Source organism: Paraburkholderia bannensis NBRC 103871 (genome assembly GCF_000685015.1).
In the GTDB taxonomy this organism is placed as follows: domain Bacteria; phylum Pseudomonadota; class Gammaproteobacteria; order Burkholderiales; family Burkholderiaceae; genus Paraburkholderia; species Paraburkholderia bannensis.
On sequence record NZ_BAYA01000014.1, the window covers coordinates 1 to 21,318 of the forward strand.

Below are 21,318 nucleotides of genomic sequence, written 5' to 3' on the forward strand. Positions count from 1 at the left end.
CCGTCTGCGCTGCCCGAAGCCGCACGCGCGCTCATCTTCACCGCCGACGATTTCGGTCTGCACGAGCGCGTGAACGCGGCCGTCGAGCACGCGCATCGCGACGGCGTGCTCAACGCCGCGAGCTTGATGGTGGCCGCTCCTGCTGCCGCCGACGCAGTCGAGCGTGCGCGTCGCCTGCCGACGCTGCGCGTGGGCCTGCACCTCGTGCTCGCCGACGGCGCGTCGATGCTGCCGCGCGAGCGCATTCCCGCGCTCGTCGATGAAGCAGGGCGCTTCGGCGACAACATGGTGCGCGACGGCGTGCGCTTCTTCTTCCTGCCGCACGTGCGCGCGCAGCTTGCGCAGGAAATTCGTGCGCAGTTCGAAGCATTTGCGGCGACCGGCCTGGCGCTCGATCACGTCAATACGCACAAGCATTTCCATCTGCATCCCACGGTGCTGTCGCTGATCCTCTCGATTGGGCGCGAGTTTGGTTTGCGCGCGATGCGCCTGCCGCTGGAGGCGGGTGCGCCGTTCGCGTTGCGGCCGTGGCTGGCGCTCGTGCGCGCACGCCTCGCGCGGGCGGGCGTGGCGCATAACGACTACGTGGTCGGTATCGCCGATACCGGAGCGATGGACGAAGCCGTGTTGCTCGACGCCATCGCGAACCTGCCGGCGCATGGCGTCGGCGAAATCTACTGCCATCCCGCGCAGGCGCCGTTGGCGGGCGAAGGCCCGATCACGGCGTCGATGCAAACCTACCGTCACGCCGACGAGCTCGATGCGCTGCTCTCGCCGCGCGTGGCCGAAGCGCTCAAGCGCAGCGGCGTGCGTCACGGCGGCTTCACCGATGTGTTCTTCGCAGCGCAGGCGCAGTCCGCAGCAGCGGGCGTGCGGGAGGCGCGGGCGTCATCATGAAGTGGCTTCAATGGCTGGGCCTGCCGGTCGGAATCGCCATTCTGATCGGCCTGGTGGTGCACGACGGCGCGCACGACGTGATGCGCGTGATCGGCACGGCCGGGCCGGTGCTGCTCTGGCTCGTGCCGTTCCACGCGCTGCCGCTGCTGCTTGATGCTTACGCGTGGCATCTGCTGCTCGACAAGCGGGCGCCGCTGAGCTTCCTCTGGTGGATCGCGACCGTGCGCGAAGCGATCAACCGTCTGCTGCCCGCCGTGGGCGTGGGCGGCGAGATCGCCGGCGTGCGCCTCGCGCGCTGGAAGGTGCGCGGCCACGACAAGGACAGCGAAGCGCAGGCCACCAGCGAAGTTACCGCCTCCGTGATCGTCGAAGTCTTTGTGACGATTGCGGTGCAGTACGCGTTTTCTGCGCTCGGCGTCGTGCTGATCGTCGCGGCGACGGGGCAGTCCGGCTCGTTGCGCACCATCGTAACGATTGCGCTCGCGTTGCTGCTGACCGCGCCGCTGCCGCTGCTCGCCGTGATCCTGCTGCGGCGCGGCGGCGTGTTCCACGCGATCGAGCGCTGGGCCGGGCGGCTGCTCGGCACGGATCATCCGGTCATCCAGGGCATCGACGGTCAGCGGCTCGACGCCGATCTCGACCGCCTGATGTCGCGTACCGGCCTGATGTTCCGCGCGTTCTTCTGGCAGCTCGGCGGCTATATGCTGGGCGCCTTCGAGACGTGGTGGGCGCTCGCGCTGCTCGGCCATCCTGTCTCGGTGGGAGACGCGCTCGCCATCGAGGCCATCACCCAGGCCGTGCGGCATGCGGCCTTCATGGTGCCCGCGGGCCTCGGCGTGCAGGAGGTGGCCGTGGTGCTGCTCGCGCAACTGTTCGGCGTGAGCCAGGAGGTGGCGTTCTCGCTCGCGCTCGTCAAGCGCATGCGCGAGGTCGTGTTCGGCGTGCTGGCGCTGCTGTCGTGGCAGGCCGCTGAGATCGTGCGCACGCGCCGCTCGTTGCGCGCGGCACGGCTGGCAGACCAGGCAAAGCTGGCAGACCAGGCAAAGCTGGCAGACCAGGCAAAGCTGGCAGACCAGGCAAAGCTGGCAGATCAGGCAAACCCCGCAGACGCCACGAATGGGGCGCCAGCCCACGCATCGCCGCGGGCGGCGCGCCACGACCGGGCCCTTTGAAGGTACATTGTGGGAAGTAAGTGCACGCTGAGCCTTGTGCTCCGCGTGCGCGCCACATTCAACCCGACGCGCTCGCCGACCTTTCACGCCATGTCGCCCACGCATCGTTTCATGCGGTCGCTGACCGCCGGAATCGCCATGCGGTCGGCGCTTGCGCTCTACGGCTGCGACGCTGTGCGGCTCGATTCGATGCTCGATACCCTGCGCCAGGCCTTCAAGGTCTTTTTCGATTCGGTGAAGCCCGATGTCTTGCTGCTCAAGGGGCTGACGCCGGGCGTCTCCACGCTCGAACAGGTGCGTGCGCAGATGGGCAAGCCCGAAACCGAGCGCGTGTTCGACGACGGCTCGCGTCGCCTCGAATATCCGCGTGGCCCGCAGGGGCTCAAGACGTACATGGTCGATATCGCACCGAACGGGCGGCTCGTGGCCATCACGCAGGTGCTCACCGCGGAGCACTTCGCGAAGGTGCACATCGGCATGAACCAGGACGAGGTGCGTAGCCTGCTCGGCAAGCCAGGCCAGGTGGCCGCTTACCGGCTCAAGCAGGAGACGGTGTGGAGCTGGAAGTGGCTCGAAGGGGGCGTCACGCCCGAGGCGTATTTCAACGTGCATTTCGGCCCGGACGGTCGGGTATCGACGACGTCGCGCTCCGATGTGATGCGCGGACATTGAACGCAGGATCTTCAACACTGGACGCAGGAGGCGCACATGGCAATGCATCGGCGACGTCCCCCGCGCGTGGGGCTCGTGCTGGGCGGCGGGGCGGCGCGCGGCTGGGCGCATATTGGCGCGATTCGCGCGCTGGAGGAAGCCGGCATCAAGCCGGATGTGGTGTGCGGCACGTCGATTGGCGCGCTGGTCGGTGCTGTCTACGCAAACGGCGACCTCGACTGGCTGGAGGACTGGGTCGGCAAGCTGACCTGGCAGACCGTGGTGCGGCTGCTCGACCTGCGCTTTTCGGGCGGCCTGCTGGGCGGGCGCAAGGTCATCGACCTGTTCGCGCAGCAGTTCAACGGGCGCGCGATCGACGACCTCAAGATGCCGTTCACGGCGGTGGCCACCGAACTCGATACCGGCCGCGAAGTCTGGCTGCGCGAGGGCGGCGTGGTGGACGCGGTGCGCGCCTCGATTGCGATTCCCGGCATTTTCACGCCGATCTGGCATGACGGCGTGTGGCTCGTCGACGGCGGCCTGAGCAACCCGGTGCCGGTGTCGGCGGCGCGCGCGATGCGCGCGGACACCGTGATCGCGATTGATCTCAACCACGACATTCTCAATGGCCGCGACCTGGGCGGCGCAATCGACACGGTGCCGCGCGAGACGCCGGTGGAAGCGCCGGGCGCCAATGCGACCAACGGGAGCAATGGGGCCAACGCAGCCAACCCGGCCGCCGATGCGATGCCCGCCGAGCCCGCGCCGCTCTTACGCCGCAACGGCAAGCGTTTCCCGAGCTGGCTGCAACCGGCGGGGCCTGCCACGCTCGGCAGTCCGGATGTGCGCGTCGCGCCGCCGCCCAGCACGCGCGTGCCGTCGATGCTGAGCTCGATCGCGCAGAGCATCGACATCATGCAGGTGCGCATCACACGCAGCCGCCTGGCGGGCGAGCCCGCCGACGTGCTGATCCAGCCGCGCCTGGGCGGCATGGGGATCTTTGACTTTCATCGCGCGGGGCCGGCCATCGCGGAAGGGCGCGCGGCGGTGCAGTACATGCTCCCGGCGATCAAGGCGCAGCTAGGGCTGGACTAGCCTCACGGCGTCGCTGCGATCCAGACCCAGCCGTTCGCGTTTCGTCGCAGCGCCGTGACCGACAGCGGCGCAATTTCCAGCTGGCGGAAGGTGGAAGAAGGCGCGCCGAGCGCGTGCAGTACCGCTGCGCGGATCACGCTCGCGTGGGTGAAGCCGACGATGGGCGCGTGGGTGCCGGCGGGCAGGGCGTCCAGCCAGGCGCTCACGCGCTGGCGTACATCGTCGAACGATTCGCCGCCGCCGGGCGGCCGGAACGCCGGGTCGCGAGTCCAGGCGGCGAGCGCTTCGGGGGTCTCGTTCGCAATGTCGGTCAGGCGGCGACCCGTCCAGGCGCCGAACGCCGTATCGGCCAGCGCTTGCTCAATTGCGGCGTCGAAGCCTGCTGCATGTGCGCTCGCCTGGGCGATGGAAGCGGGGCTCACCAGCGCGCGCGCAACATCGCCGTTTTCAGTCACAGTCGCGTACCAGCGCGTGCGCCATGCTTCGACCGCCGCTTTCGCACGCGTATCTAGCGCGTCAACAACCGCACCATCGTCCGCCCTCGCCGCAGCCAGCACCCCCGCCCGCAAGTCCGCATTCGCCGCGTGACTGACCAGCCAGACCTTTGTCGCCATCACCGTTTCCTTACTCGCCGTTTCATCGCGTACTACCTCTGCGTCGCGCCACTCTGACGCAGCGCGTAGAATACAGGCTCCACGTCACGCGGAAGCCGGTGCAAGCCCGGCACGGTCGCGCCACTGTGACCGGTTGTTTTTGCCAGCTAGCTGTTCTAGCAGCCCGCAGTCCCGCAAGAAGCAAACGGAAGTCAGACCCGCATGACGTGCGCACACCTGAAACACTCATCAACGACCAGACGGGGCGCGTAACCCCAGGAGAAGTCACCATGTCCGAAGCCGTCCTCAACACGGCCCACGTGCCGGCCGCCACGCCCGCACCCATCCCGCTGCGCGAGATCCTGCCCTGGGCGATTTTCGCTGGCCTCATGCTGCTGCTCGCGCTGTACTTCGTCGGCGCGGAACAGGGCGCGACCTCGCTGATTCCGGGCATGTACGTCCACGAATTCGTTCACGACGGCCGCCATCTGCTTGGCTTCCCGTGCCACTGACCGGGAGCTGACATGGTAGGCAAGCTGTTGGTACGCGGGATGCTCGCAGGCATCGCCGCGGGACTGCTCACGTTCTCGTTCGCCCGGATCGCGGGCGAGCCGCAGGTCGACCAGGCCATCTCCTTCGAGGAAAAGGCCGATGCCGCCAAAGGCGAAGCGCCCGAGCCGGAACTCGTCAGCCGCGCAGTGCAGGCGAGCTACGGGCTCTTCACGGGCGTGATGGTCTATGGCGCGTCGGTCGGCGGGCTGTTCGCACTCGTGTTCGCGTACGTGCGCGGGCGCACCGGGCCGGTCTCGGCGCGCGCGCTGTCGGCATGGCTCGCGCTTGCGGCCTTCGTTGCGATCTACCTGGTGCCGAACATCAAGTACCCCGCGAATCCGCCATCGGTCGGCGACCCCGACACGATCGGCTATCGCACCGGCCTGTTCTTCCTGATGATCGCGATTTCGATTGCCGTCACGGTGTTCTCGCTCAAGGTGCGCGGCGCGCTGGTTGCGAAGTGGGGCGGCTGGAATGCGTCGATCGCGGCCCTCGTGCTGTTCGTCGTCGTGATCGGCGCGATCCAGACTGCGCTGCCGACGATCAACGAAGTGCCTGGCGCGTTCCCGGCGGTGCTGCTGTGGAAGTTCCGCACCGTGGCGATCGGCATGCAGGCGATCCTGTGGAGCGTGGTGGGCCTGCTGTTCGGCGCGCTGGCCGAGCGGCTGGAGCGCGTCAACGTGCGCGGCGGTGCGCTGGCGGGACGCAGTGTCTAAGCGCGCATGAGGGGTACGTAAGGGTATCCCCGCAGACATCACGAAGACTTGCGGCGTCGCGCTTCTATCGAAAAAGCGACCCGAAACTTGTCAAAACCCACGCAACGCCCCGCTAGCCGGGGCGTTGTCTTTTCAGCTTTCAATTTCATCGCACCCCTGACAGCGCGGGCGCAATGCCCGCCTGGCTGCGCACAGAGCGCAACGCGGCCGCAATGCTGCGCCGCAACATCGCGGCCGCACCGGTTTGAGCAATCTTTTTGGCCTTGCGACGATCCGCGCCAATCCCCCAGGCACCACGCATGAGCGTTGAGCGCCCGGGGTCGAACAACGACTTTCCCGGAGACGCGCGTGATCCTCTATGGCTTTGGCCCGGTGCTGCTGGCCGGCACGATCCAGACGATCGAACTTTCGCTGCTCTCGCTCGGCGTGGCCGTGCTGCTCGGTCTCGCGGGCGCGGCGGCGAAGCTCTCGTTCAACCGGCCGCTGGCGGCCATCGCGACGGCCTACACGACGCTGATCCGTTCGGTGCCCGACCTCGTGCTGATGCTGCTGCTGTTCTACAGCATCCAGATCGGCGTGAACGAGGCTACCGACGCGCTCGGCATGGCGCAGATCGACATCGATCCGTTCGTCGCGGGCGTGCTCACGCTCGGTTTCATCTACGGGGCGTATTTCACGGAGACCTTCCGCGGCGCGTTTCTCTCGGTGCCGCGCGGCCAGCTCGAAGCGGGCCACGCTTACGGCATGAGCGGGGCGCGCGTGTTCGCCCGCATCATGTTCCCGCAGATGATGCGCTTCGCGCTGCCGGGCATCGGCAACAACTGGCAGGTGCTCGTGAAGGCGACGGCGCTGGTGTCGATCATCGGTCTCGCCGATGTCGTGAAGGCCGCCCAGGATGCGGGCCGCAGCACCTTCAACCTGTTCTTCTTCCTCGTGATTGCCGCAGCGATCTATCTGGCCATCACGACCGTCTCGAACCTCGCGCTGATCTGGCTCGAACGCCGCTATTCGGCGGGCGTGCGCCACGCGCAACTGTGAGCGCACGCAGCCAAGGGAGCCTCAAGCGATGAACGAAATTCTTCAGCAATTCGGCCGCGCGTTCCTCTACTGGGACGGCGAACATGTTTCCGGCCTGGCGATGACGCTCTGGCTGCTCGTGATCTCGGTGGCGTTCGGCTTTGTCTGCGCGGTGCCGCTTGCCGTGGCGCGCGTGTCGAAGCGCCGCTGGGTCTCGCTGCCGGTGCGCTTCTACACCTACGTGTTTCGCGGCACGCCGCTTTACGTGCAGTTGCTGCTGATCTACACCGGCGTGTACAGTCTCGCCTTCGTGCGCAGCGAGCCGCTGCTCGACGCGTTCTTTCGCAGCGGCCTGAACTGCGCGATTCTCGCGTTCGCGCTCAACACCTGCGCCTATACGACCGAGATCTTCGCAGGCGCGATCCGCGCGACCTCGCATGGCGAAGTGGAAGCCGCGCGCGCCTACGGCATGAGCCCCTTCACGATGTACTGGCGCATCATCCTGCCGTCGGCGCTGCGCCGCGCGCTGCCGCTGTACAGTAACGAAGTGATCCTGATGCTGCACGCCACCACGGTGGCCTTCACGGCGACGGTGCCCGACATCCTCAAGGTCGCGCGCGACGCCAACTCGGCCACGTATCGCTCGTTCGAATCGTTCGGCCTCGCGGCGCTGATCTACTGTGGCGTATCGTTCGTGCTGGTGGCTGCGTTCCGCCGCGCGGAAAAGCGCTGGCTCGGCTACCTCGCCGTGCGCTCGCGCTAAATCGATCCGTTTGAATCAAGCACATTTTTGGAGACCATCTTGCCTCAGACGACGACCCACGCCGCGACCCAGAGCGGCGACGCGCAAAGCAAACTGATCGCGCGCGATATCCACAAGCGCTACGGCGATAACGAAGTGCTCAAAGGCGTGTCGCTCGATGCGAAGAAGGGCGACGTCATCAGCATCATCGGCGCGAGCGGCTCGGGCAAGAGCACGTTCCTGCGCTGCATCAATTTCCTCGAAAAGCCCAACGCCGGCGAGATCGTCGTGGACGGCGAAGCCGTGCGCACCAAAGCGGGCCGCAATGGCGACCTCGACGTAGCCGATCACAAGCAGTTGCAGCGCATCCGCACCAAGCTCGCGATGGTGTTCCAGCATTTCAATCTCTGGTCGCACATGAACGTGCTCGAGAACGTGATGGAAGCGCCGCTGCACGTGCTGGGCGTGCCGCGCAAGGAAGCCGAGGAGCGCGCGCGCGAATACCTGGAGAAAGTCGGTCTCGCACCGCGCGTCGAAAAGCAGTATCCCTCGCATCTGTCGGGCGGCCAGCAGCAGCGCGTGGCGATTGCGCGGGCGCTGGCGATGCATCCGGACGTGATGCTGTTCGACGAGCCGACTTCGGCGCTCGACCCGGAACTGGTGGGCGAAGTGCTCAAGGTGATGCAAAAACTCGCCGAGGAAGGTCGCACGATGATCGTCGTGACCCACGAAATGGGCTTTGCGCGCAATGTCTCGAATCATGTGATGTTCCTGCATCAGGGCCGCACCGAAGAGCAGGGCGCACCCGCCGATGTGCTGGGCGCGCCAAAGAGCGAGCGCCTGCGCCAGTTCCTTTCGGGCAGTCTCAAGTAAGCTGCCGGCATCCGAGTTTTTGTTGTCCCGCCGATGAATCGCCCCGCAGCTCCCGCTTCCGTTTCAACGCCTGCGCCCGCCGCATCGACTGCGCCGGGCGCAGGCGCGCCCGCGCGCGCGACACGCGCTTCGCAGGCCACCACCCAGGTGGCCATCGTGGCGCTGCCGCCCGTGTCGATGTCGGGCGTCGGCCCGATCGTCGATGCGCTCAATCTCGCCAACGAGATCGATGGCCGCGCGCTTTATCGCTGGCAGATGGTCTCGTGGAACGGCCGCCCCGTGCCGCTCGCGGGCGGCGCGCAATGGCCCGCCGACGCCGCGTTCGGCGACGGCCTCGCCTGCGACTGGCTGATCGTCGTGACCGAGCGCTACCAGCAGTTCGCCGACTATCGCCTGTTTCTCGCGAGCCTGGCGCGCGTCGGGCAGCGCACGCCGCTCGTCACCGGCATTCACCACGGCGTGTGGTGGCTGGCGATGGCAGGGCAGTTGCAGGGTTACCGCGTGGCGGTGAACTGGGAGACGTACCAGCAATTCGCCGAGCAGTTCGAGCGCACCATCGTCACGCAGCACATCTATGAGATCGACCGCGATCGCGCGACCTGTGCGGGCGGCCAGGCGACGCTCGATTTCATGCTGGCGATGATCGGCCGCGAGCACGGCCCCGAACTGGTCGACCGGATCGCCGACGCGATGGGCGCGAGCACGCTGCGCAGCGGCGACGAGCGCCAGCGCATCCCGTTCGTGACCGCGCCCGGCGAGCGCCATCCGCGCCTGAACGATGCGCTCATGCTGATGGAGGCGAATATCGAAGACCCGCTCACGACCGACGAGATCGCCGGTCACGTGGGCGTATCGCGCCGTCAGCTGGAGCGCCTGTTCCGCCAGTACCTGAACGCGATGCCGTCGAAGTACTACCTGGGCCTGCGTCTTGCGAAAGCGCGTTCGCAATTGCAGCGCACGAGCAAATCGGTGGTGCAGATCAGCCTGGCGTGCGGGTTTTCGTCGGCTGCGCATTTTTCCAACGCGTATCGCGAGCGCTTTGGCGTGACGCCGCGCGAAGACCGGCGCAACTGGATCGAGCGCCAGCACGGCGGCACGCCCGGCGTCGTGCAGGAGCCGCGCGCAGGCGCGCTCGTGGAGCCGCCGGAGCGCGACTGAACGCAACTAGGCGCGACTGAATCTGCGCGGGCTCATGCCGCAGGCGAATCGAAGGCAAACCTGCAAAAAAGCCGCATCCGACGAAAAAACGCGTCGCCCATGCGCAAGACGTTTGCCGCAGGGTTGCCTACACTGCAAGCCATACGTACTCCATCCGCGCGCAGCGGCTTCCTGCAAGATGCGCGCCGTGAACGACACCATTCGAGCCAACTCGAGCCAAAGAGGATTCGCCATGAACGACCAGACTGTGAGCCGCCAGACTTTCGACGAAGTGATGGTGCCGTGCTTCTCGCCCGCGCCGTTCGTCCCCGATCGCGGCGAAGGCTCGCGCGTGTGGGACACCGAGGGCCGCGACTACATCGACTTCGCCTGCGGCATCGCCGTGACGTCGCTTGGCCATGCGCATCCGGAACTGCTCAAGGTGCTGCACGAGCAGGGCAGCAAGCTCTGGCACATCGGCAACGGCTACACCAACGAGCCGGTGCTGCGACTCGCGAAGAAGCTTGAGTCGCTGACTTTCGCCGACCGCGCGTTCTTCGCCAATTCGGGCGCGGAAGCCAACGAAGCCGCGCTCAAGCTCGCGCGCCGCGTCGCCTTCGACCGCCACGGCGAACAAAAAGCCGAGATCGTCTCGTTCACGCAGTCGTTCCACGGCCGCACCTTCTTCACCGTGAGCGTGGGCGGCCAGCCCAAGTACTCCGAAGGCTTCGGCCCGATCCCGCAAGGCATCATCCATCTGCCGTACAACGACATCGAAGCCGCGAAGCGCGCGATCGGCCCGCAGACCTGCGCCGTGATCGTCGAGCCGGTGCAGGGCGAAGGCGGTGTGATTCCCGCCGATCCGGCCTTCCTGAAAGCGCTGCGCGAAGCCTGCGACGCGCACGGCGCGCTGCTGATTTTCGACGAAGTGCAGACCGGCGTTGGCCGCACTGGCACTTTCTACGCCTACGAAGACACGGGCGTCACGCCCGACATCCTCACCACGGCCAAGGCGCTCGGCAACGGCTTTCCGATTGGCGCGATGCTCACGACCGAGGCGCTTGCCGCGCACTTCAAGGTGGGCGTGCACGGCACGACCTACGGCGGCAATCCGCTGGGCGCAGCCATCGCGCACAAGGTCGTCGAGCTGATCAGCGATCCGGCGGTGCTGGCGGGCGTGCGCACGCGTGGCGAAGCGATCCGCGCGAAGCTCGCGGCCATCAACGAGCGTTTCGACGTGTTCCGCGAGGTGCGCGGCAAGGGCCTGCTGATCGGCGCGGAACTCCACGCGCGCTACGCGGGCCGCGCGAAGGACTTCAACACGGCGGCGGCCAACCGCGGCGTGATGATGCTGATCGCCGGCCCCGATGTGCTGCGTTTCGCGCCGTCGCTGATCATGCCGGAAGCCGACCTGAACGAGGGCTTCGCGCGCCTCGAACTGGCCTTCGAAGACGTGCTGGGCAAGCGCTGAACCAGTCTCAAGCCAGCATCAAGCCAGCGCAACGCCACTCAAACGATTCAGGACTGACGATGCTATTCGTTCGCCCCGCAAGGCTCTCCGATCTCGATGCGATCGCCCACATGGCGCGCACCGCGCAGCCCGTGCTGCACTCGCTGCCGCACGACCGCGCGGCGCTGGAAGCGCGCATCGCGCTGTCCGAGGACTCGTTTCGCGCCGATGTCGATTTTCCGGGCGAGGAGTTCTATCTCTTCGTGCTCGAGGATTCGACGACGGGCCGCCTCGTCGGCACGTCGAGCATCGTCGCGGCAGCGGGTTACGCCGAGCCGTTCTACGCGTTCCGCAATGACGCGCTGATTCACGCCTCGCGCGAGCTGCACGTGAACCGCAAGATCCACGCGCTCACCATGTCGCACGAACTCACGGGCAAGAGCCGCCTCGCGGGCTTCTATATCGATCCCGCGCTGCGCGGCGACGCGGCGGCGCACCTGATGTCGCGCGCCCGCATGATGTACGTGGCGATGAACCGCCGCCGCTTCACGCCCGAGGTGTTTTCGCTGCTGCTCGGCGTGACCGACGACCAGGGCGTGTCGCCGTTCTGGGAGGCGGTGGGGCGCAAGTTCTTCGGTCGCGATTTCAAGGACATCGAAATGGCCTCGGGCGGCAGAAGCCGCACCTTCATCGCCGAAGTCATGCCCGCGTATCCGATCTATGTGCCGCTCCTGCCCGAGGCCGCGCAGCGCGTGCTGGGCGAGCCTGACCCGAGCACCTTGCTTGCCTACGAGATCCATCTGGAAGAGGGCTTCGAGCCGGACGGCTACGTCGATATCTTCGACGCGGGCCCGGTGCTGACCGCGCAGGTCGATCGCACCGCATCGGTTGCGGGCAACCAGACGCGCACGGTGCGCGAGAGCGCCGCGCAGGCGGTGGAAGGCGTGGCGTGCCTGGTGGCGAGCCAGCAGGGCGGCGAATTCCGCTGCGCGCTGGCGACGTTGCCCGCAGCGCCGGCGGCCGCCGCGCCGCGCGGCGCGCATGCCGTGCACGGCGACGCACCGCTCGACGCAGCCACGCGCGCCGCGCTCAATGTGCAGGATGGCGAAACGGTGCGCTGTGCGCCGCTTTATCGCCAGGACGAAGACAACGAGGATGCATCGATGGGAGAGACGCAATGATCGTAGTACGCGTCGTGCAGACGGGCGATGTGGACGCGCTCGTCGCGCTTGCCCAGGAAACCGGCCCCGGCCTCACCACGTTCAAGCCCGACCGCGACGCGCTCGCCGCGCGCATCGAGCGCACGCGCCGCACGCTGGCGGGCGAGGCGAGCGCCGCCGAAGCCGGCTACTTCTTCGTGATGGAAGACACGGCCACCGGCGACGTGGCGGGCGTATGCGGCATCGAAACGGCGGTAGGCCTCACGCAGCCGTTCTACAACTATCGCGTGAGCACGGTGGTGCACGCGAGCCAGGATCTCGGCATCTGGACGCGCATGCGGGCGCTCAACATCTCGCACGACCTGACCGGCTATGCGGAAGTCTGCTCGCTGTTTCTCTCGCCGCGCTATCGCACGGGCGGCATGGGCGGCTTGCTGTCGCGCTCGCGCTTCATGTTCATCGCGCAGTTCCGCGACCTGTTCCCGGAGCGTATCTGCGCCGAGCTGCGCGGCCATTTCGACGCGGAAGGCACTTCGCCGTTCTGGCGCGCGGTCGGTTCGCACTTCTACCAGATCGACTTCAACGCCGCCGATTATCTGAGCGCGCATGGCCGCAAGTCCTTCCTGGCCGAGCTGATGCCGCGTTACCCCGTCTACGTCGAGCTGCTGCCCGACGAGGCGCAGGCCTGCGTGGGCCTCACGCACTCGGATACGGTGCCTGCGCGCCGCATGCTCGAAGGCGAAGGGCTGCGTTACGAGAACCACGTCGATATCTTTGATGCGGGCCCGGTGCTCGAATGCCATATCGCCGACTTGCGCACGGTGCGCGAGAGCGTGCTGGTGCCGGTGCGAATCGGTACAGCGGGCACAGCGGGTACAGCGGGTACGGCGGGTACGGCGGGTACGGCGGGTACGGCGGCGGAGCAGGGCAACGTGCGCTCGCTGGTGTCGAACACGTCGCTCACCGATTTCCGCGTGGGCTTCGCGCCGGGTGTCGTGCAGGACGGCGCGTTCACGCTGAGCGCGCAGGAAGCGGCGGCGCTCGACGTCAAGGCAGGCGACCTGGTGCGCGTGCTGGACGCCACGCATGCATCGCAAACTGCGCGATCGTCGCAAACGTCACGCACGGCAGCAAAGCAAGGCTGAAAACAAGGATGACCATGAACGAGCTTTTCATCGATGGGCAATGGTGCGCGGCAAGCGGCCCCGCATTCGCTTCGCGCAATCCCGGCACCAACGAAACCGTGTGGAGCGGCAACGCCGCCAATACCGACGATGTCGACCGCGCCGTGAGCGCCGCGCGCCGCGCGTTTCCCGCGTGGGCGCAGACCCCGTTCGAGACGCGCTGCGAGATCGTCAAGCGATTCGCGGCCCTCGTGACCGAACGCAAGGAAGACCTCGCGCGCGCGATTGGCCGCGAGACCGGCAAGCCGCTCTGGGAAGCCCGCACCGAAGCCGCGTCGATGGCCGCCAAGGTCGCCATTTCGATCACGGCCTACGGCGAGCGCACCGGCGAAAAGCGCAGCGACATGGCCGACGGCGTGGCCGTGCTGCGCCATCGCCCGCACGGCGTGGTGGCGGTGTTCGGCCCGTACAACTTTCCGGGTCACCTGCCCAACGGTCATATCGTGCCCGCGCTGATCGCCGGCAATGCGGTCGTGTTCAAGCCTTCCGAACTCGCGCCGGACGTTGCGCGCGCAACGGTTGAGCTGTGGCGCGAAGCGGGCCTGCCCGCAGGCGTCATCAATCTCGTGCAGGGCGAGCGCGACACGGGCATTGCCCTCGCGAACCATCGCCAGATCGACGGGCTGTTCTTCACGGGCAGCTCGGACACGGGCACGCTGCTGCATCGCCAGTTCGGCGGGCGTCCGGAGATCGTGCTGGCGCTGGAGATGGGCGGCAACAATCCGCTCGTCGTGGCGCCGGTCGAGGATATCGACGCCGCCGTGCATCACACGATCCAGTCGGCGTTCCTGTCGGCGGGGCAGCGCTGCACCTGCGCGCGCCGCATCCTGGTGCCGTCGGGTGAATTCGGCGACCGCTTTATCGCGCGTTTCGTCGAGGTGTCCTCGCGCATCGCCGTGGGCGAATACAACGCCGAACCGCAGCCTTTCATGGGCGCGGTAATCTCGGCGCGCGCGGCGGCGAAGCTGATCGACGCGCAGACGCTGCTGCTCTCGCGCGGCGCGAAGGCGCTGTTGCCGATGCAGCAGCGCGACCCGGCGCTCGGCTTCGTCACGCCCGGCATCCTGGACGTGACGGGCGTGGCCGACCTGCCCGATGAGGAACACTTCGGCCCGCTCGCGCAGATCATCCGTTACGCCGGTTTCGACGATGCCATCGCCCAGGCGAACAACACGGCCTATGGCCTGTCCGCTGGCCTGCTGGCCGACGATGCCGCGCTCTGGCAGCGCTTCTCGCACGAGATCCGCGCGGGCATCGTCAACTGGAATCGCCCGACCAACGGCGCGTCGAGCGGCGCGCCCTTCGGCGGCCCGGGCCGCTCGGGCAATCATCGCCCCAGCGCCTTCTACGCCGCCGACTACTGCGCGTGGCCGATGGCCTCGGTGGAAAGCGCACAACTGCTTATGCCCGCGAGCGTCTCGCCGGGCCTTCAATTCTGAGGATCGACGATGAGTAACTCCGCCAAGCTGGCCGCAACGGCGCTCGAAGCGAATTTCGACGGACTCGTCGGCCCCACGCATAACTACGCCGGTCTGTCGTTCGGCAACGTCGCCTCACAGAACAACGAGAAGTCGGTCGCCAACCCACGCGCCGCCGCGCAACAGGGCTTGCGCAAGATGAAGCGCCTCGCCGACCTGGGCTTCGCGCAGGGCGTGCTGCCGCCCCAGGAGCGCCCGTCGATTCGCCTGCTGCGCGAACTCGGTTTCAGCGGCAAGGATGGCGACGCCATCGCACGCGCCGCGAAGGACGCGCCCGAACTGCTCGCGGCGGCCAGCTCCGCCTCGGCGATGTGGACGGCGAACGCGGCGACCGTGAGCCCGTCGGCGGACACGCCCGAGCGCCGCGTGCACTTCACGCCCGCCAACCTGTGCAGCAAGCTCCATCGCGCCATCGAGCACGAGTACACGCGCCGTACGCTCGGCGCGATCTTCGCGGATCCGTCGCACTTCATGGTGCACGACGCGCTGCCGGGCACGCCCGCGCTTGGCGACGAAGGCGCGGCCAATCACACGCGTTTTTGCGCGGAATACGGCGTGCGCGGCGTGGAGTTCTTCGTCTATGGCCGCAGCGAATATCGCCGCGGGCCGGAGCCCAAGCGCTTCCCGGCGCGCCAGACCTTCGAGGCGAGCCGCGCGGTTGCGCAGCGTCACGGCCTGACGGAAGCCGATACGGTGTTCGCGCAGCAAAGCCCCGACGTGATCGATGCGGGCGTGTTCCATAACGATGTGATCGCCGTCGGCAATCGCACCACGCTGTTCTGCCACGAGCGCGCGTTCGTCGATCAGCAGAAGGTCTACGAGGAACTGCGCAGCAAGCTGGGCGCGCACGGCACGCCGTTCAACGTGATCGAAGTGCCCGACGCGCAGGTGAGCGTGGCGAACGCGGTGTCGTCGTATCTGTTCAACAGCCAGCTGCTGAGCCGCGCCGATGGCAAGCAGGTGCTGGTCGTGCCGCAGGAATGCCGCGAGAACCCGCACGTGGCGATGTATCTCGACGAACTGACCGCGAAGACCGGCCCGATCGACGAGGTGCTGGTGTTCGACCTGCGCGAGAGCATGAAGAACGGCGGCGGCCCGGCTTGCCTGCGCCTGCGCGTGGTGCTCGACGAGGCTGAACGCGCGGCCGTCGCGCCGGGTGTGTGGATGAACGACACGCTGTTTGGCCGACTCGATACGTGGATCGAAAAGCATTATCGCGACCGCCTCGCGCCGCAGGATCTGACCGATCCGGCGCTGCTGGTGGAGTCGCGCACGGCGCTCGACGAGCTCACGCAGATTCTTGGCCTGGGGTCGCTCTATGACTTCCAGCGCTAAAGACGTGCTGGCGGATTTTCTCGGCGCGACACTCGCGGGCGTGCGGCCCGCTGAAAGCACGCAGGGCGTCTGCGCGAACGGGGCGGTGCGCTGGCAGTGGCAAGAAGAAGGCGTGCTGCTGCTGGAGCCCGCGCAGAGCGATGAGTCGACGCGCAGCGTGCTGCTCTCGGCAGGCGTGCACGGCGACGAGACCGCGCCGATCGAGCTGCTCTCGAAGATCGTCGCGGATATCGCGGCAGGGCGGCTTGCGCTGACGTGCCGCGTGCTGGTCGTGCTGGGCAACGTCGCGGCGATGCGCGCGGCCACGCGCTATGAAGACGACGATCTGAACCGTCTGTTCGGTGGCCGTCACGCGCGCGTGCCGCAAAGCCGCGAAGCGCCACGCGCCGTGGCGCTCGAAGCGGCGGCGCAGCGCTTTTTCGCCGCTGCGTCCACGGCGCCGGGCGCGCGCTGGCACCTCGACATGCATACGGCGATCCGCGCCTCGGCGTTCGAGCAGTTCGCGTTGCTGCCGTTTGTGGACAATACGACCGGCGGCGCGCCCACGCGCGCGATGTTCGACTGGCTCGCCGATGCACGCATTGCCGCCGTGCTGATCCACACGGAGAAGGGTGCGACCTACTCGTCGTTCACGGCCGATCATTGCGGCGCGACGGCGTGCACGCTGGAACTCGGCAAGGTGCGTCCATTCGGCGAAAACGATCTCGCGCGCTTCGCCCATGCCGATGCCGCCGTGCGCAGGCTGGTTGCGGGCGCAACGAAAGAGGCCGCACCGATGCCGCGCGTCTTCACCGTGATCGGCCAGGTCACGAAGCAGAGCGACGCCTTCGCGCTGCACGTGGCCGCCGACGTGCCGAACTTCACGCCGTTCGCGCGCGGCACCGTGCTTGCCGAGGATGGCGCGTATCGCTACGTGGTCGCGCACGACGAGGAGCGCATCGTGTTCCCGAATCCGGCCGTGAAGCCGGGCCTGCGCGCGGGCCTGCTCGTGGTCGAGACCACGGACGAAACGCTCGCGTCACTGGTTTGAAGCGCCGCGCACTTGCGCATCCACGACACCCAATTGCAACTTCGCGCCAGGGCCGTTTGACAGGCTCGCGCCGCGGGCGCGGTACAATCGCGCCCCTGCGGTTGCTGCGGCGCATCAGAAAGGGTGCGATCGTTTGAGCCGCATTTTTGGCGCAGCGATCCTGTGCCGCGCCCCGCATATCGACGGAGCGCACCGTATTTCGACTGGATAGAGACACTGATGAACATGAACTGGAACAAGCTGGCCACCTTCGCGCTCTGCACGGCCGTCACCTTCGGCGCGGGCGCGTCACTCGCGCAAGCCGCCGACCTCAAGGAAATCCGCTTCGGCGTCGAGGCGTCGTATGCGCCGTTCGAATCGAAATCGCCGAGCGGCGAGCTGCAAGGCTTCGATATCGACGTGGGCAACGCCGTCTGCGCGAAGCTCAAGGTGAAGTGCGTGTGGGTGGAAAACTCGTTTGACGGCCTGATCCCGGCGCTGCAGGCGCGCAAGTTCAACGCCATCAACTCGGACATGACCATCACCGATCAGCGCCGCCAGGCGATCGACTTCACCGATCCGATCTACGCGATCCCCAACCAGATGATCGCGAAGAAGGGCAGCCCGCTGCTGCCGACGGCTGATTCGCTCAAGGGCAAGCACGTGGGCGTGCTCCAGGGCACGATCCAGGAAACCTACGCGAAGGCCAAGTGGGCGCCGGCTGGCGTCGACGTCGTGCCGTACCAGACCCAGGACCAGATCTACGCCGATCTCGTTTCGGGCCGTCTGGACGCTGCATTCCAGGACGCCGAAGCCGCATCGAAGGGCTTCCTGAACAAGCCGCAAGGCGCAGGCTTCGCGTTCGCGGGCCCGCAGGTCGTCGATGCGAAGCTGCTCGGCGAAGGCGTGGGCTACGGCGTGCGCAAGAACGACGCGGCGCTCAAGGCAGCGCTCAACGGTGCGCTCAAGGACTTGAAGGCCGACGGCACGATCGACAAGATCGCCGCCAAATACTTCGACGTGAAGGTCGTGCTGAAGTAAGCGCACGACGCTGAAGAAGTCACCCGCAGGACACGATGCCGGCCAGTCTCGACTGGCCGGTATTTTTTACTGGATAAATAATTTGGCATCCTGATTAATGACGAAATAATCCCTGTATTGCAGGTCGTTTTCATCGTTCAGCCGACTGAAAATTTCTTCGAATTGAGTGTCCACTTCATATGCCGGACGTATCCGCCAGGATAGAATTGGAAAGATAGAAAGAGGCCGCAGCTGCAGCGTTTCAGCGTGAAATTGCACCTGAAAGCGCGCGCGGCGAGCAAGAACGAGTCGAACGAGAGACCAACAAACGACCTTGGCGCCGCTTCAGGCACGGCGCCTCGCGGGGGACCCATGAGCATCAGTGCCGCAGACCGGCAGGTCATGTCGGGCGTCGAAGGCGATCCATCCAGCGGCCAGTTGGCCGATCCCTACCAGGTATATTTCGCGCGTCAGCCGATGCTCGATCGCGACGGCATGCTGTGCGCGTACGAGACGCTGCCGCGTGTGATCCGTGGCGCCGTCGAAGGCGAGGTGGATCCGCGCGCAAGCGCAGGCGCCGCGCTCATCAAGGCGTTCAACGCGCCGGCCCTGCGCGCCTCGCTGAGCGGTCATCCCGCGTGGCTCGATGTGACGCGCGAAGCGCTGTTCGACGACCGGCTGCTGCGCCTCGCGCCCGATCGCGTCATGCTTGAACTGCCGGTCGGCATCGGCGCCGATCCTGAACTGATCGCGCGCCTCGTTACGCTGCACGCCAAGCGTTATCGCTTCGCGCTCGACAATGTGACGAAGGCCGACGAATCGTTCGCGAAGCTCCTGCCCTACGTGGAAGCGATCAAGCTCGATACCCAGGACATCGCGCCCGCGCTGCTGCCGAAGTTCACGAGCGTGCTCAAGTCGGCGGGCAAGATCCTGGTCGCGCTCAACGTGGAGACGCCCGAAGCGCACGATCGCGCCCATGCGCTCGGTTTCGACCGCTTCCAGGGCTATTACTTCGCGAAGCATCAGGGTGGCTCGCGCCGTGCGAGCGCGCCGCGCCAGGCGCTGCTGAACCTGCTGCAACTGCTCGCTTCGGAACCCACGGTGATGCAGCTCGAATCGGAGCTCAAGCTCAATCCGGTGCTCGTGATGCACCTGATGCGTCTCGCCAATTCGAGCAGCTACGCGCTGGGCCGCAAGGTCACGACGCTGCGCGAGGCGATCAACGCGACGGGCACCAATCGCATCGCGCGCTGGACGCAACTGCTGCTGTACGCCGACGGACGCAAGGTCAAGCTCGAAGACGATCCGCTGCTGCAGCTGGCCGCCACGCGCGCGCGCTTCATGGAACTCGCCACGGCCATCGTGCCGGAAGCCGGGCAGAGCGAAGAGGACGCGGCGTTCCTCGTCGGCGTGTTTTCGTTCGTCGATGCGGTGTTTGGCGGCTCGCTGGAGAGCGCGCTGGAAGTGCTGCGGCTAAGCAAGCCGATCCGTGCGGCCATTTCGCATCGCGAAGGCGTGCTGGGACGGTTGCTCGACGTGATCGAGGCGCTGGAGTATGGCGACTGGGCGGCTGTCGATATGGCGTGCGCGCAGCTAGCGCCGCTCGATGCGGGCGCAGTGGCCGCGCTTGCGCTCGCTTCGGCGGAGTGGGCGGGCATGGCCGACCGCAACGCCGAGGCGCAAGGACTGGAACGTATCGAAGATTGAGCGGCGAGGGCGGCTGAGGCCGCCCGAAGGTGCCGACGCGCGCCAGCGCAAAGCTGGCGCGGGCGGGCAGCAAGTTCAGGCCTTGACGGGATGCGCCGCGAAGAAGCGCGCGAGTTCGTGCGCGAGCCCGTTGAGCGCGCTCATTTCCTTCTGCGAGATGCGGCGCGGTTCCTGGCTCATCAGCCAGTCGCCGTAGACGAGCGCCACGGGCGCGTCGCCCGGCACCGCCACCGGCAGCAGCACGAAGGCGCGCGTATCGTCGAAGCGCGCGCGATACCAGCCCGGCAGGCGCGCCAGCATCTTCGGGTCGCGCGCATTCTCGATGAAAATGCCCACCGAATTCGCGATCGCCAGATGGAACACATCGGGCTGGAACGCCGCGCTGAACGACAGCTTCTCCAGCCCTTCTTCCATCTGCGGGCCGAAGCCGCGCTGCGCCTCGAACATGTTCGCGCCGCGTCGCACGAACACCACCGTGCGCGCGAAACCCAAACCGGCGAGCACGGTTTCCGTGGCCAGCGTGAGCGCCGTATTGAGCGAGCTATCGGGCGGCAGCGAGCGCAGGTCTTCCACGCCCGCCGTGATGCGCGCCTCGGGATCGAGCGCCTCGCGCGCGATCGCATCGGCGTTGGCGCGCAGCTCGACGATCTCGCGCATCACGCCGTCGTCGGCTTCCTCGCGCGCGAGCGCCAGACTCATCTGCACCAGTGTTTCCGGATCGGTCGACAGCGCGCGGCCATAGAAGTGCGCGAGGTCGGTGATGTGCTCTTCGCGCGTTTCCTCGGTGAGGCCGGGCGTGGTCAGCACGCGCGCGACTTCAGTCGAATAGTTGGTGATCGCGCGCAGCCACTGCACATTGAGCGGCTCATTGCCGGCCGGATCGAATTCGCCCATGCCTTCGCGGATCGCTTCGGGCAGACGCCAGCGCGAGGCCGCATCCTGGCCGATCTCGGCGAAGGTCACGCCCAGCACGTCGATGCAGGCTTCGTCCTCGCCCACGCCGTTGTCGCATTCGCGGCGGATCTGATCCCACTCGGGTTCGAGATAGAACACCACCAGCAGCTTGCCGACCTGACGCATCAGCGTGCAGACCACGGCTTCTTCGCCCGCGCGCAGGTCGCCGCGCTCGGTGAGCTTGCGCGCGACGAAACCCGACAGCATGGTGCGGTTGAGTTCGAGCTTGGCGTCGATGCGGCGCGGCGCGCTGTGATGGAAGTGATCGACGATCTTCAGGCCGACCACGAGATGGCCGACCGCGTCCATGCCGAGCACCATCAAGGCGCGCGTCACGGTGGTGATATTGCCGCCGAAGGCCATGTACATCGCCGAGTTGGCCAGACGCAGCACCTTCTGCGTGAGCGCGAAGTCCGACAACACGACCTTCACGAGTGCGCTGAAGTCGTAGTCGTCGTTCGTCATGGCGGCGACTGTGGTGCGCAGCGATTGCGACAGCATGGGGAAGTCCCCGCGCTCGTTCATGCGAGCCCAGAGCCGGTCGAGCAGGACAGCCTTTACCATCTGAACCATGTC

Annotated in this window: 19 protein-coding genes and 1 pseudogene; 18 read left to right on the top strand and 2 right to left on the bottom strand. The window is 66.9% G+C overall.

Features of this window, described 5'->3' with window-relative positions:
* Positions 1-9: 9 nt before the first annotated feature.
* The 4 genes and pseudogenes from hpnK (at position 10) to BBA01S_RS21120 (ending at position 3,815) form a co-directional block, all read left to right on the top strand.
* The gene (gene hpnK, locus BBA01S_RS42050) at positions 10-897 is read left to right on the top strand and encodes a hopanoid biosynthesis-associated protein HpnK (protein WP_042297671.1); all 888 of its coding nucleotides are present in this window, start codon (positions 10-12) and stop codon (positions 895-897) included.
* A pseudogene (locus BBA01S_RS42055) lies at positions 891-1,934 on the top strand (lysylphosphatidylglycerol synthase domain-containing protein); the annotation flags it as partial. The gene hpnK and the pseudogene BBA01S_RS42055, both read left to right, overlap by 7 nt.
* Before the next feature lie 246 nt (positions 1,935-2,180).
* Positions 2,181-2,741, top strand: coding sequence for a hypothetical protein (locus BBA01S_RS21115; protein WP_027818195.1), 561 nt, complete (start codon positions 2,181-2,183; stop codon positions 2,739-2,741).
* Positions 2,742-2,783: 42 nt separating this feature from the next.
* A complete protein-coding gene (locus tag BBA01S_RS21120) occupies positions 2,784-3,815 on the top strand; it encodes a patatin-like phospholipase family protein (RefSeq protein ID WP_407668329.1) in 1,032 nt (343 codons plus the stop codon).
* Between the two features lie 2 nt (positions 3,816-3,817).
* Here BBA01S_RS21120 and BBA01S_RS21125 read toward each other — a convergent pair whose 3' ends face one another.
* Complete coding sequence (locus BBA01S_RS21125) at positions 3,818-4,429, bottom strand: histidine phosphatase family protein (RefSeq protein WP_027818197.1); 612 nt, start codon at positions 4,427-4,429, stop codon at positions 3,818-3,820.
* Positions 4,430-4,698: 269 nt separating this feature from the next.
* Here BBA01S_RS21125 and BBA01S_RS21130 point away from each other — a divergent pair, with 269 nt between their 5' ends.
* The 14 genes from BBA01S_RS21130 to BBA01S_RS21205 all read left to right on the top strand — a co-directional run bounded on the left by BBA01S_RS21130 (position 4,699) and on the right by BBA01S_RS21205 (position 19,788).
* The gene (locus tag BBA01S_RS21130; protein ID WP_027818198.1) at positions 4,699-4,920 is read left to right on the top strand and encodes a CbtB domain-containing protein; all 222 of its coding nucleotides are present in this window, start codon (positions 4,699-4,701) and stop codon (positions 4,918-4,920) included.
* 12 nt (positions 4,921-4,932) lie between these two features.
* A complete protein-coding gene (locus BBA01S_RS21135; protein ID WP_027818199.1) occupies positions 4,933-5,676 on the top strand; it encodes a CbtA family protein in 744 nt (247 codons plus the stop codon).
* Between the two features lie 348 nt (positions 5,677-6,024).
* Complete coding sequence (locus BBA01S_RS21145; RefSeq protein WP_027818200.1) at positions 6,025-6,714, top strand: ABC transporter permease; 690 nt, start codon at positions 6,025-6,027, stop codon at positions 6,712-6,714.
* A gap of 28 nt (positions 6,715-6,742) precedes the next feature.
* Complete coding sequence (locus tag BBA01S_RS21150; protein WP_027818201.1) at positions 6,743-7,456, top strand: ABC transporter permease; 714 nt, start codon at positions 6,743-6,745, stop codon at positions 7,454-7,456.
* A 39-nt stretch (positions 7,457-7,495) separates the two neighbouring features.
* Complete coding sequence (locus tag BBA01S_RS21155; protein ID WP_027818202.1) at positions 7,496-8,308, top strand: ABC transporter ATP-binding protein; 813 nt, start codon at positions 7,496-7,498, stop codon at positions 8,306-8,308.
* A gap of 177 nt (positions 8,309-8,485) precedes the next feature.
* Positions 8,486-9,466, top strand: coding sequence for a GlxA family transcriptional regulator (locus BBA01S_RS42060; RefSeq protein WP_245641547.1), 981 nt, complete (start codon positions 8,486-8,488; stop codon positions 9,464-9,466).
* A gap of 232 nt (positions 9,467-9,698) precedes the next feature.
* Entirely contained in the window at positions 9,699-10,916 is a 1,218-nt protein-coding gene (locus BBA01S_RS21165) for an aspartate aminotransferase family protein (protein ID WP_027818203.1), read from the top strand.
* A 59-nt stretch (positions 10,917-10,975) separates the two neighbouring features.
* Positions 10,976-12,076, top strand: a complete 1,101-nt coding sequence (aruF, locus tag BBA01S_RS21170) for an arginine/ornithine succinyltransferase subunit alpha (protein WP_027818204.1) — start codon at positions 10,976-10,978, stop codon at positions 12,074-12,076.
* A complete protein-coding gene (astA, locus tag BBA01S_RS42065) occupies positions 12,073-13,200 on the top strand; it encodes an arginine N-succinyltransferase (RefSeq protein WP_084162421.1) in 1,128 nt (375 codons plus the stop codon). Before aruF ends, astA begins: the two co-directional genes overlap by 4 nt.
* 14 nt (positions 13,201-13,214) lie before the next feature.
* The gene (gene astD / locus BBA01S_RS21180; protein WP_027818205.1) at positions 13,215-14,678 is read left to right on the top strand and encodes a succinylglutamate-semialdehyde dehydrogenase; all 1,464 of its coding nucleotides are present in this window, start codon (positions 13,215-13,217) and stop codon (positions 14,676-14,678) included.
* A gap of 9 nt (positions 14,679-14,687) precedes the next feature.
* On the top strand, positions 14,688-16,052 hold the full coding sequence (gene astB / locus BBA01S_RS21185) for an N-succinylarginine dihydrolase (RefSeq protein ID WP_027818206.1): 1,365 nt from the start codon (positions 14,688-14,690) through the stop codon (positions 16,050-16,052).
* A complete protein-coding gene (gene astE, locus BBA01S_RS21190) occupies positions 16,036-17,082 on the top strand; it encodes a succinylglutamate desuccinylase (RefSeq protein WP_027818207.1) in 1,047 nt (348 codons plus the stop codon). Before astB ends, astE begins: the two co-directional genes overlap by 17 nt.
* 219 nt (positions 17,083-17,301) lie before the next feature.
* Positions 17,302-18,102, top strand: a complete 801-nt coding sequence (locus BBA01S_RS21195) for an ABC transporter substrate-binding protein (RefSeq protein WP_027818208.1) — start codon at positions 17,302-17,304, stop codon at positions 18,100-18,102.
* Between the two features lie 351 nt (positions 18,103-18,453).
* The gene (locus BBA01S_RS21205; RefSeq protein ID WP_027818209.1) at positions 18,454-19,788 is read left to right on the top strand and encodes an EAL and HDOD domain-containing protein; all 1,335 of its coding nucleotides are present in this window, start codon (positions 18,454-18,456) and stop codon (positions 19,786-19,788) included.
* 75 nt (positions 19,789-19,863) lie between these two features.
* Here the strand turns inward: BBA01S_RS21205 and BBA01S_RS21210 are convergent, their stop codons facing one another.
* Positions 19,864-21,306: an HDOD domain-containing protein gene (locus tag BBA01S_RS21210; RefSeq protein ID WP_042297677.1), complete on the bottom strand. Its 1,443-nt coding sequence runs from the start codon at positions 21,304-21,306 to the stop codon at positions 19,864-19,866.
* Between the last annotated feature and the right edge of the window lie 12 nt (positions 21,307-21,318).